This window comes from Rhodospirillaceae bacterium (assembly GCA_018660465.1).
GTDB lineage: Bacteria > Pseudomonadota > Alphaproteobacteria > Rhodospirillales > JABJKH01 > JABJKH01.
On sequence record JABJKH010000093.1, the window covers coordinates 23,268 to 35,077 of the forward strand.

General features: G+C 51.8%; 12 protein-coding genes. 4 read left to right on the plus strand and 8 right to left on the minus strand.

What is annotated here, in order from left to right:
* Positions 1-17 precede the first annotated feature (17 nt).
* Positions 18-830, minus strand: coding sequence for a squalene/phytoene synthase family protein (locus tag HOM51_16015; GenBank protein ID MBT5036019.1), 813 nt, complete (start codon positions 828-830; stop codon positions 18-20).
* A gap of 312 nt (positions 831-1,142) precedes the next feature.
* Here HOM51_16015 and HOM51_16020 point away from each other — a divergent pair, with 312 nt between their 5' ends.
* The 3 genes from HOM51_16020 (at position 1,143) to HOM51_16030 (ending at position 4,144) form a co-directional block, all read left to right on the plus strand.
* Positions 1,143-1,646: a hypothetical protein gene (locus tag HOM51_16020; GenBank protein MBT5036020.1), complete on the plus strand. Its 504-nt coding sequence runs from the start codon at positions 1,143-1,145 to the stop codon at positions 1,644-1,646.
* Positions 1,647-1,844: 198 nt separating this feature from the next.
* Positions 1,845-3,206, plus strand: coding sequence for a sodium:alanine symporter family protein (locus HOM51_16025; protein ID MBT5036021.1), 1,362 nt, complete (start codon positions 1,845-1,847; stop codon positions 3,204-3,206).
* 221 nt (positions 3,207-3,427) lie between these two features.
* On the plus strand, positions 3,428-4,144 hold the full coding sequence (locus tag HOM51_16030) for a transporter substrate-binding domain-containing protein (protein MBT5036022.1): 717 nt from the start codon (positions 3,428-3,430) through the stop codon (positions 4,142-4,144).
* A gap of 75 nt (positions 4,145-4,219) precedes the next feature.
* Here HOM51_16030 and HOM51_16035 read toward each other — a convergent pair whose 3' ends face one another.
* From HOM51_16035 to yajC, 4 genes are read right to left on the minus strand one after another with little or no spacing between them, the layout of a single operon-like run.
* Positions 4,220-4,597: a hypothetical protein gene (locus HOM51_16035; protein ID MBT5036023.1), complete on the minus strand. Its 378-nt coding sequence runs from the start codon at positions 4,595-4,597 to the stop codon at positions 4,220-4,222.
* 15 nt (positions 4,598-4,612) lie between these two features.
* Positions 4,613-5,551 carry a protein translocase subunit SecF gene (secF, locus tag HOM51_16040; GenBank protein MBT5036024.1) on the minus strand — a complete coding sequence of 313 codons (939 nt, stop codon included), beginning with the start codon at positions 5,549-5,551 and terminating at the stop codon, positions 4,613-4,615.
* A gap of 1 nt (position 5,552) precedes the next feature.
* Positions 5,553-7,121 (minus strand): protein translocase subunit SecD, encoded by a 1,569-nt coding sequence (gene secD / locus HOM51_16045; GenBank protein ID MBT5036025.1) that lies wholly within the window; start codon positions 7,119-7,121, stop codon positions 5,553-5,555.
* Positions 7,122-7,135: 14 nt separating this feature from the next.
* The gene (gene yajC, locus HOM51_16050) at positions 7,136-7,537 is read right to left on the minus strand and encodes a preprotein translocase subunit YajC (GenBank protein MBT5036026.1); all 402 of its coding nucleotides are present in this window, start codon (positions 7,535-7,537) and stop codon (positions 7,136-7,138) included.
* A 139-nt stretch (positions 7,538-7,676) separates the two neighbouring features.
* On the opposite strand from yajC, the gene HOM51_16055 reads away from it, so the two are divergent.
* Positions 7,677-8,531, plus strand: coding sequence for an ATP-binding protein (locus HOM51_16055; protein MBT5036027.1), 855 nt, complete (start codon positions 7,677-7,679; stop codon positions 8,529-8,531).
* On the opposite strand, the gene HOM51_16060 is transcribed toward HOM51_16055, so the two are convergent.
* The 3 genes from HOM51_16060 to HOM51_16070 form a co-directional block, all read right to left on the minus strand.
* Complete coding sequence (locus HOM51_16060) at positions 8,528-10,279, minus strand: tetratricopeptide repeat protein (GenBank protein ID MBT5036028.1); 1,752 nt, start codon at positions 10,277-10,279, stop codon at positions 8,528-8,530. The two genes, HOM51_16055 and HOM51_16060, sit on opposite strands and share 4 nt — an antisense overlap.
* Before the next feature lie 13 nt (positions 10,280-10,292).
* Complete coding sequence (locus HOM51_16065) at positions 10,293-10,664, minus strand: DUF4389 domain-containing protein (protein ID MBT5036029.1); 372 nt, start codon at positions 10,662-10,664, stop codon at positions 10,293-10,295.
* A gap of 65 nt (positions 10,665-10,729) precedes the next feature.
* A complete protein-coding gene (locus HOM51_16070; GenBank protein MBT5036030.1) occupies positions 10,730-11,713 on the minus strand; it encodes a LysM peptidoglycan-binding domain-containing M23 family metallopeptidase in 984 nt (327 codons plus the stop codon).
* Positions 11,714-11,810 lie beyond the last annotated feature (97 nt).

The window sequence follows — 11,810 nt, forward strand, 5'->3', positions numbered from 1 at the left end:
CCATCGTCCGATAATTTCTAGTACCGCCCTCTCAACACATTAAATAGCAGGCGAATTTTTGTACTAACACGCGCTGCTCTTAAGTCACCTTTAAAAGGATCAAAATTAGCATTCTTCAATTCATCGAGATATCCATCGGCCAGCGTCGCTGACAATAATGCGGCCACGGCAGTCCTTGGCACGGCCTTCTGCCCTTCCCGAGCCTTACGCAAATGTTCGCTTGCTTGAGCCCCTATCACGGCCACAACTTCTGAAATCTCAGGCCCCTTATAGGCCGACCCCTTGACCAGTTCGACTGGCAAGCAACTACGTCCTTGGCGAGCATGAAACGGAATGGCGCGCAGTAATCCTGTTAATGCCCAGGCAATCCCTACATGTCGCCCGACTTCGAGAATGCGAGACTCGCTCTGCCCCAGAATTTGGAGCGTCAATCTGGTCAAAGTCGCCGACGTATTTTCGACGTAAGATTCTAACTCTAACAAGGTCGCAAAGGGCGCATCATCGAAATCGGCTGTCCTTGCGTCCAATAGGACATCGAACGCACTGCGCTCCAAATCAAACTTATTTATGGTCTGACTCAAGGCCGTCGCGACTTGATGAGCCGGCGGCGCGCCGCCAAAAATTCGATCCATACTGTCTCGCCACCATTGCAGACGCATCTGACCAATTAAGGGCTCAGAGACAGATTCGCGGATTCCCGCAACTTCAACGTTAAAGGCGTAAAGCGCCATCAGGTCCGCCCGAATTTCTGAACCCGCGAACAGGCTGCATAAATATCGGTCCGGATCGAACCGTTCGACTAAATTTTGGCAATACGCGTATTCAGTCATGCGAACTCAAGGTTCTGGTGCGACGGAGTCGGCATTCTTGATAAACCCTTATGATATATATGGAAATACACGCGACTGATTTTAATAATAAATTTTGCAACGGTTGCACACCCTTAGGTTTAACGAATAGAATGCGACCCAATATCAATTGCGACAAGTCCATTTAAATTCCAGACCTGCGGGGGAATATGTAAAATGAAGAATCCGCTCGAATCGTTACCAAAGACCATAATTATGGGCTGCATCCTTACGGTGCTTCTCGTCGTTGCGGTCAAAGCAATCAATTAGTTGAAGTTAGGGGAGATATAAATCATGGATATGGAACTCATTACCTTCTTGTGGCGCTGGCTGCATGTTATCAGCGGTGTCATGTGGATTGGTATCCTTTGGTACTTCAACTTCGTGCAAATTCCCAACATGGGGAAAATTCCTGACGAACAAAAACCTGCCATCGGTAAAGTTATCGCACCGGCGGCCCTGTTTTGGTTCCGCCACGGCGCGATGGCAACCATTTTCACCGGTCTGATGCTGGCCTGGTCCAATGGCTCTATTGGTCAGGCACTGTCGCTAGGTCTAAACGGCGGCGGCGCGCAGATTACCGCCATTGGCTTCGGCATGTGGATGGGAATAATCATGTGGTTCAACGTCTGGTTCATCATTTGGCCGAACCAGCAACGTGCCCTTGGCATCGTCGAAGCAGAAGCGGACGTCAAAGCCGCCTCTGCCCGGACCGCGATGCTATTTTCGCGAACCAACACAATGCTCTCGATTCCAATGCTGTTCGCAATGGTATCGGCGCAGAACTATGCCTACTAGTAGATTGTAGGAAGTTGTGAATGAGAAAGCCCGGCGGGAAACTGCCGGGCTTTTTTTTAATTTGCTGCGCTTTGAATGGACGATAAATCCGGACATCGCAACGAGGATTAAATTTAAAACCTAATTTTTTACTATCGATAACTTAATTTGGGTATTATCGATTTAGAAACTTAGTCAATTCACCTTAGGGGGAGACTCATGGAAGCGATCACCAGTTCTGTAAATTGGTTAAATGGCATCGTCTGGGGCGTGCCAATGCTTGTACTGATTCTGGGCGTCGGTCTGTTTCTGACGGTTGGGATGAAATTTCTGTCAATCTTGAAAATTCCGTTTGGCTTCCGGCTTTTGTGGCAAGGCCGAATTCCTGGTGGCGACGGTGAGATTAGCCCCTTCAATGCCCTGATGACGTCCCTGGCTGCGACAATAGGCACTGGAAACATCGCCGGTGTTGCGACGGCTATATTTCTTGGCGGTCCCGGCGCTATCTTCTGGATGTGGATGACGGCGCTCGTCGGCATGGCGACAAAGTTTGCCGAAGCCGTTTGCGCTGTGCACTTTCGTGAAAAAGATGAGCGCGGCAAATATGTCGGGGGACCGATGTATTACATCAAGAACGGCCTCGGCGAAAAGTGGAATTGGCTTGCAGTCTGCTTTGCCCTGTTCGCCGGTATCGCCGGCTTTGGTATCGGTAATATGGTGCAGGCGAACTCCATCGCGAATGCGCTGAATACGACTTTCGCAATTCCTGAATGGTTGACCGGTATTGCCCTTGTCGTCCTGGTTGGCGCCGTGCTGTTGGGCGGCATTGGGCGTATTGCCACGGTGGCAGGCAAGCTCGTGCCGATCATGGCTATCGCCTATATGGGGGCCGGGACCTTGGTTCTACTGCTTAATGCCTCCGCCATTCCCAACGCCTTTGCTTTAATCTTCACGCATGCCTTCACGCCTACCGCGGCAACCGGCGGCTTTGCAGGTGCTGCGGTTTGGGCGGCCATTCGCTTTGGCGTCGCGCGCGGCGTGTTTTCCAACGAAGCCGGCCTTGGCTCGGCCCCGATCGCCCATGCCGCGGCCCAGACCAAAGGTCCTGTCAGCCAAGGCTTAGTTGCCATGTTGGGAACCTTTATCGACACACTGATCGTATGCTCCTTCACCGCTCTGGCGATTCTCTGCACGGGTGCATGGACCAGCGGCGAGACAGGTGCAGCCCTCACCGCCAAGGCGTTTGATTTAGCCTTGCCTGGTGTCGGTGGCTATGTGATCGCTGTGGCTTTGACGGTATTTGCTTTCACGACAATTCTCGGCTGGAGCTACTATTGTGAGCGTTCGCTGCAATACCTGTTCGGCGTCAAGATCATCACGCCTTTCCGCGTCGTATGGTCTTTAGCAGCCCTTGTCGGCGCCACCCTAAAGCTCGGGTTCGTGTGGTTACTGGCCGATACGCTCAATGCATTGATGGCAATTCCAAACCTAATTGCGTTGGCCCTGCTCAGCCCGATCGTGTTCAAGATCACAAAGGAGTTCTTTGACACAAAGGGAAAATCAGAAAACAACCCGTTCTAATCTGATTGGGTTTGTAGAGAGAGGAAGCAATTCTATCTTTTGCACGAGGACGGTAACATTGATCTCCCTGGGATTGATGTGCTGGCTTGTCGGCAAAGCACGCCCTCAGTGCAGGAGTCTTTGTTGATACAACGGCTTCAAGTCGCCAAAATTAGGCATTACGATAGCGATGGCGGTAACACATGTTACTCTCTGACGGTAAAAGCAAAGGAAATAGCATCATGGCGATCCGAATGTTGTTGTTATTCCTGCTGACCCTATTCACAGCGGATTCGGTCAATGCCCAGGGGAGGCAACTAACATTCGTTTTTCCTCAGGAAAAGAACGCTTTCCACGATGCCGCCGCCGAGATTATCCGCCAGGCCTATGCGACTCTCAATGTCACTGTCGTATATAAGACCTATCCGGCGGAACGAGCGCTTCAGATGTCCAACAAAGGCCTTTCGGACGGCGAATTGGTTCGGATTAAAGACATAGAAACAAAGTATCCCAATCTAATTCGTATACCCGTCAGCCATGTCACCGCTGAACAAATGGCTTTCGGCAAAGACGCGTCGGTAAAGATCGATGGATGGAAAAGCCTCAAGCCATACAGACTCGTTTTTCACAGGGGCTATAAAGTTGCTGAGCAAAACACCGTCGGGATGAATCGCCATCTTACAGGCACCGACATTATTGCTTTCAAAATGGTTGATAAGGGGCGGATGGACATCGTTATTGCCAATCGGTTTACCGGCGCAAAGGTTATCCAGGATCAGGGTCTGAAGCACATTGTTATGCTCACACCGCCCCTACAACGGAATCCATTGTACCATTATGTCCATTCACGGCATCGCGATCTCGTCGACGATGTCACGCGGGTCCTAAAATCCATGCAGTCGCAGGGGGATTTTTCGAAAATCTTGAAACAGTTTGGCATTACTTCAAAAGGTCATTAGGCGCGGCTTAATTTTAAATTCCTGCCTATAAGCAGACATAATTTTTAGACTCAATAACAAAAAGTTATGCGAGCCCTACGCCACCGCAATCAACGCAGCCGCAACTCGGCGTTCTTCGCTTAGGAGCACATTGAAGGTCCGGCATGCAGCCCCTGTGTCCATCCATTCCATGCTAATCCCAGCGGCGCGAAGTTCCTCTCGTAGCACCTTGGGCGGCATTAGGAACTTTGGGCCGCAGCCGATCAAGAGGATATCAACCGAAGGGTCCGCTGAGACAATTGGCTCGAGAGCGTCTATAGAGATTTCGTCGACTGTGGTGACCGGCCAGGGAACTGTGGTCTCAGTAAACACCAAGACTCCGCTTTCAAAGACTTCACCGGCAATTCGAAACCGACCATCGCCATAACCGTTAATAAGCTGACGGCCTTCGGGAACCAGTGGCGTGATGTCCAGTCCTGAGATGGCTCTCTACGACGTTTGTTCCGTCGCCTCTACCTGAGTTTGAGATGCGCCGGTGCCGCGGTTGACGTTGAGATACAGCAACAATGGCACGGCCAAGCAAATCGACGAATACGTTCCGATCAGCACGCCCCAAATCATGGCAAAGCTGAAGTCTCGGATGACTTCGCCACCTAAGAAATAAAGTGCGAATAAGGCCAGCAACGTCGTCACGCTGGTAATAACTGTGCGCGACAGGGTCTCGTTAATGCTGCGGTTGAGCAAATCCGTGAATGGCAGAGATTTATACTTCCGAAGGTTCTCGCGCACCCGGTCATAGACAACGACCGTGTCATTGATCGAGTAACCCGCAATCGTCAGGACAGCAGCCACCGTTGAAAGGTTGAACTCAAACTGGAACAGCGCAAACAGCCCGATTGTCGAAATCACATCGTGACTAAGCGCGATAATAGCACCAATGCCGAACTGCCATTCAAATCGGAACCAAATATAAATCATGATCGCGACGATGGCGAACAACACCGCCTGCACCCCGGACCAGAACAGCTCGTCACTGATTTTAGGGCCGACAGTTTCGGTCCGTCTGTAATCCACATTTGCCCCAAGGGCCAATTTAACTTTTTGAACAGCGGGGTCTTGCGCTTGATCACCGCCCGGTTGGCGCTGCACGCGGATGAGCACCGTATCAACTGCGCCGAATTCCTGGAGTTCAACCGCCCCCAGACCCAAGCCTGATAAGGTCTCGCGCATGGCACCGATGTTGGCGGGACCTTGGGTCTTCACCTCAATCATAATACCGCCCTTAAAATCGATGCCGTAATTCAGGCTTTTGCCTAAGAACAGAAAAATCGATGCGATGATAATCACCGCCGAAGCAATAAAGAACATTTTCCGCTTTGGGATGAACTGAAGGCTGATCCCTACGGGAATGAGATGAAGTCCAGACATCCTAAATCTCCAACTTCGTAGGCTTGTTGCGCCGGAGCCACGTCACCACCATCAAACGGGTCAGCATGATCGCGGTAAACATAGACGTCACAATACCAATCGCCAGCGTAACGGCGAACCCACGGATTGGCCCGGAACCAAATTGATACAGCAGCACGGCCGCAATCAAGGTCGTCACGTTGGCATCAATGATCGTGGTAATCGCCCGGGAATATCCGGCATCGACGGCGGAGATTGGTGTCCGCCCGACGGCGACTTCCTCACGGATACGTTCAAATATCAGCACATTCGCATCGACGGCCATGCCAATGGTCAGCACGACCCCGGCAATGCCCGGCAGGGTCAATGTTGCTTGTAAGACGGAGAGTGCGGCGCCAATCAGAATGATGTTCATCATCAAGGCAACGTCCGCCATGCCGCCAAACTTGCCATAACTGATGACCATAAAGACGATTACCGCGATCAAACCGACGATAGCGGCGATCTTACCAGCAGCAATTGAGTCTGCCCCCATTCCAGGGCCAACGGTTCGTTCTTCCAAGAACGTCAAGGGCGCCGGCAGTGCACCAGCACGTAACAGCAGCGAAAGGTCTTGGGTCTCTTGAACCGTGAAGCGACCTGATATCTGGCCACTACCGCCTAAAATCGGCTCGCGAATGACAGGTGCGGTAATGACCTTACCATCCAAAATAATGGCAAAAGGCACACCGACATTTTTTGTCGTGACATCACCAAATTTGCGGGCACCCCGGGTATCAAACCGGAAAGAAACCACGGCCTCGTTGGTGCGCGAATCAAACGAGGGCTGCGCATCAATCAGGCTTTCACCACTGACCATCACCCGCTTTTGGACCAAATATGTGACGGGGCTGCCGTCTTGATATTTATCTTGAGCATCCGGCACCCGCATCGACCCCGGCGGCACCCGTCCCGGTGCCAGCTGACGGTTATCCACCAAATGGAACGTCATCTTCGCGGTCTTACCGATGATGGTTTTTAAACGTTCAGGATCATCTATGCCCGGCACCTGCACCAAAATCCGTTCATCACCTTGGCGAATGATGGTCGGTTCGCGCACGCCGAGCGCATCAATTCGTTTCCGCAAGACTTCAACAGATTGCTCAACCGCACCGACTTTTTGTTCTTTCAGGGCCTTATCGCTAAACGCCATGGTGATGTTATTGCCGCTATTCTCTATGTCCATGCCCGCCTGGTCGGCCGTAAATAAGGAGACCGCTTGATCAACTTTCGCCGGGTCCTTGATCGTCACGCGAACGTTCGTGCCATTGATTCCCAAACCGGAATAGCGAATTTTTGCTTTTCGGAGGGTCACGCGGACATCATCACGAACCGATTCGGCGCGTTCCCGAATGACCGTACCCACGCCGACCTCAATCAACAGGTGTACACCACCCTGCAAATCGAGCCCTAAGCTGATCTGCTTATGAGGCAGATAATCAGGCAAGCCTTCGGCAGCCTCTTTGCTTAGGAAATTTGGCACAAGAAACGTCAGCCCGAGCAAACACACGCCCAGGACCATCGCAATCTTCCATTTTGCAAAATAAATCATGGCTGCCGACTAAACTATTTCCGGCTTCCGCCAAAAATACCGCCTAGCATGCCGCCCTTTTTCTGAGAGTCGTCATTGCTGGCTGTCGGTGCGGCCTGAGACGGATCAATCTTGGCAATCACTTGCGCCAAAAGTGCCCGTTGAACGCGGACCTTGACGCCGTCAGCGATTTCCACGGTGATCTCATGATCATCTATCACCTTGGTCACAGTCCCCATGATACCACCACCCATGATGACCCGGTCACCCCGGCGCACCTGGCTCAACATGGCCCGGTGTTCTTTTTGTTTCTTTTGTTGCGGGCGGATCAATAGAAAATAGAAAACCGCAAAGATCAGGATAATCGGCAGGAAGCTCTCTAGGCCTCCACCACCGGAACCACCAGCAGCCTGCGCGTATGCGGGAGATACGAACATCTCAAACTCCTTAAAACAGTAAATTGGTAAAGCTCGACGGACTATACCCCTGGGGCTCTGACTTGCAACCAGTAACTTAGTGCCATTGATCACCGGATTGGGTTGACCTGACCCATGTCAGTAGATACGTTCCCCCGCCATGACAGATGACCAATTATATCCGCTGCTTCAACGGATTGCGGACAGCCTGGAGCGCTTGGCCCCGGCCCCCGCAGAGAAGCCTGATCTGACAGCCTCTGATGCCTATGTTTGGCATAAGGAGACCGAATGGCTGGAAGTCGTCCCCGAAGTCAATCGGATTGAGTTAGAATTGCTGCAAGGCATCGAAAAACAACGCGACACCTTGATGGAGAACACCCGTCGTTTTACCAACGGATTGCCCGCCAATAACGCACTTTTATGGGGCGCCCGTGGTACTGGCAAAAGTTCCGTGGTTAAAGCCATTCACGCCAAGATCAACGAAGATAAGCCCGGTGCATTGGCATTGGTTGAGATTCACCGCGAAGACATCACCTCATTGCCGAAGTTGCTGCATATCCTGCGCGATTCGGACCGGTTTTTTGTTCTGTTTTGCGATGACCTTTCATTCGATGGCGGTGAAACCGAATACAAGTCTCTGAAGGCTGTGCTTGAGGGTGGAATTGAAGGACGGCCAGAGAACGTCATTTTCTACGCGACTTCCAACCGCCGCCACCTAATGCCTCGCGACATGATGGAAAATGAACGTGGTACGGCGATTAATCCGTCTGAAGCGGTAGAAGAAAAAGTCTCCCTATCGGATCGCTTTGGACTGTGGCTTGGTTTTCACAACCACAACCAAGATACATATTTCGCCATTATCGAAAAGTACGCTGAATTTTATGGTCTGGATGTTCCCCAACAAGAACTGCGCGCCCAGGCCGTCGAATGGGCGATGACCCGAGGCTCACGTTCAGGCCGGGTTGCATGGCAGTTCATTCAGGACTTAGCTGGAAAAATGGGTAAGCGGCTTTAAGCTTTAGCTGCTTTACCCAACTCCTCGCCAACTGCTTCCACCACATCCCCCCAGTCTCCTGCCGACTTTTGTCGGAAAAGCCGCATACTGGGGTACCACGGACTGTCATCCCGTCCCATCAACCAGCGCCATTCGGAAGCAAAAGCCAGCAACGTCCAGGTTTGCTTGCCCATTCCCCCGGCTAGATGCGCAACCGCTGTGTCGACTGAAATGACCAAGTCCAATTGATCGACCACGGACGCGGTGGCAGAAAAATCTTTCAGCTTTGCAGACAGGTCGATCACCTTTTCGGCCAAGTCCAGAGATTTAATTTCCTTTTGCCGGTCACCGACCTGCAGGCCGTAGAACACACACTCCGGTACATCCAACAAGGGCGTCAAAGTCTCCAACGGGATCGACCGTTGTTTGTCGTTCCGATGTGTCGCACTGCCGGCCCACACCAGTCCGACCGCAAATTTTTTGCCTGGTTTAATTTTGACGACTGGTTTCTTTGGCGCTTTCAAATAGGTAAACGCCGGGATCGTTTCCACTTCTGTTCCGAATATTCTAGGCAGACTTAACAGCGGTATTTGCGTGTCAAAGTTAGGGAACTTATCGCCTTGTCGGACGACAGTGCTTACCCCTTCTACGTCTGCCATCAGTCCCGCCACTTCCGGCTGGCACTCAACCACCACGGAGGCCCCCGCTTTAGCAACGAGGGGCGCATATCGGATAAACTGTAATGTATCGCCGACTCCTTGTTCGGCGTGGATCAGGATGGTCTTTGCGTCCAAGGGGCTGCCGTCCCATCTCGGTTTGCCGAAGTCGCGGTTTGGAGTGGTGAAATCATGCCGCTGCCAGCGCCATTCGTATTCATTCCAGCCTTCTTTAAAATGCCCTGCACGCAGGAGAACCAAGGCACACGTCCAATGATAAATCGGATTCCGAGGAGAAATTTGCACGGCACGACGGGCCGCGGCGAGGGCCTGGTCCAAATTGCCTAAGTCGTTGAATGCAACTCCTAAATTCGAAATGGCTTCAGGGAAATTGGGATTGATCTCAAGCGCCCGACGGAAACAGGCGATGGCTTCTTGGTCCTGATTAAGCACCCTCAACGCGTTGCCCATAGCATTAAGTGCATCGATCAAATGCGGATCAACCGCCAAAGCCCTGCGCAGCCATTTGATCGCATCGTCAGGCTTATCTTCTTTGGAATATGTGATCCCCATATGAGCCAAAGCGGGCGTGAAATTTGGGTCAATGTCCAAAGCCTGACGATAGCTGGCCATGGCATGGGGGAAGTTTTTGAGTTCCAGATAAGCGTTGCCAATATTATCGAAAAGGTAAGCCTGATCCGGTTGAAGTTTTTGCGCCTGGTGATAGTAACCGATGGCCTCTTCCTGTCGCCCCAATGCCTGAAGCGTAAGGCCAAGATTATTCAAGATCGCGACTTGTTCCGGATTAATTTTAAGGGCCCGGAGATAGAGTTCCACGGCCTCCTGGTGCCGCCGACCATCGCGCAAAATATTGGCACAATTGTAAAGCGCACCACTGTGTTTAGGATCAATCGAAAGCGCGTATTGATAGGACGCCAGGGCCGCATCGACCTTTCCCTGCTGACGTAACACAACTCCTAAATTGACGTAGCAATCTGGATTATCGGGATCGGCATCGCGTACCTGAGTAAAAGCTTTTTCGGCCTCTTCAAGGCGGCCTTCGCGGGCATAAACTATCGCGTTTTGAATTAATTCCTGTTGGTCCGCGGCCACGTCTCCAAATTTCCTAGGCCGCTGCCTTGCGGGCTGAAGATTTAGCTGGAGATTTGGCTGTTTTACGAGTTGATTTGCGCGCGGGTTTCGCCTTTTCTCCCTTGGGCCATGCTAGGCCAAATGGGAATGGCAATTCTTCTGAATGGAAGGTCAAAAACACAATACTTTCCTTGGCGTACAGGGCCAAGCTTAAGCCTACAGATTGCAGTTGTGCATTCACTGATCCCGTTAGCAGCTTTATGAGGAACTGAACGACCGCGATAAAAAACGTCAACGACGATACAATGTAGAATGCGAAACCATAGAAAACCATTGCGGCGAAGCGGATCCAAGTGCCGGATTCTTTGACATTCTCTGTGACATTATCTGTCGAAAACTTGTCCATGCCTAAGCCTCTCCCGATTCTGAGATTCAATAAAGCATTTTACCGACGAATCCTCAAATTTTCTACTAAATCCGCAGCCTCGATAAATACTTCTGCGGGTCTACCGCGCGCTTTCCTTTGCGCAATTCGAAGTGAAGCTGCGGCGTGTTCACGGTACCTGTGCTGCCAACACGGGCGATGGATTGCCCTTTTTTAATACTTTGCCCGCGTTTGACCAGAAGAACTTGGTTGTGGGCATACGCCGTCACCCAGCCTTCTGAATGTTTGATCAGCAACAGGTTGCCAAAGCCACGTAGTTCATTGCCAGCATAGGCCACCACACCATGATCCGCAGCAAGTACCGGCACGCCCCGACGGGTCGCAATATTGATTCCATCGTTGTGCAGACCTTTGGCTTTCGCACCAAACCTTGAAACCACCCTTCCCCTCACCGGCCAAAGAAACCCAGACGATGAGCGAGCTTTTGGCGGCGGCAGAGGCATAACGGGTTGGGGAACCGGCGGCGGTGCCGAATTTGATTGCTTAGAGGTACCTCTGGGCCGAGGCTTTTTCGGCACATCAGAGCTTCTTCGCGGTCGGGCTTTGGCAGCGATCGACCGGCTCCAGCCTGGAATTTTAAGCGACTGTCCAACCCTGATTAGATAAGGTGCCTGTAGTCCATTGGTGCGAGCCAAGGAATACATCCCGACACCATAGCGCAAAGCAATTGCGTAAAGTGTATCGCCGCTCTTAACCACATGGACCGGAGAACGCGGCAACGCTAAAATTTGGCCTGCTCTCAATCGATAAGGCGGCCGCAAGCGATTCGCATCAATAAGGGCACGAACAGAGACCCCATGGCGCCGTGCGACATTGTAGACAGTGTCACCAGTGGCAACCTTGATCGTGCTGGGCCGTGCCCTCTCATTACTCCGCGAGCCCTTATTTTCCGGGGCTTTTCCACCATATTTTGGAAATGAAACAGGCTTCGGCGGCCACTCCGCCCAGCCGCAACCAGACACCGCCGCCACAATACAAAAACAGATAAATTTCCACCCTATAGACCTCATAGCGCAATTATCTCTAACCCGTGGACTCACTGCAACTTTTCAAGTCTGTCCTTCGTGCTATCATGGCTTGATCTTAGTCAAAGACTTGGACCCAAGA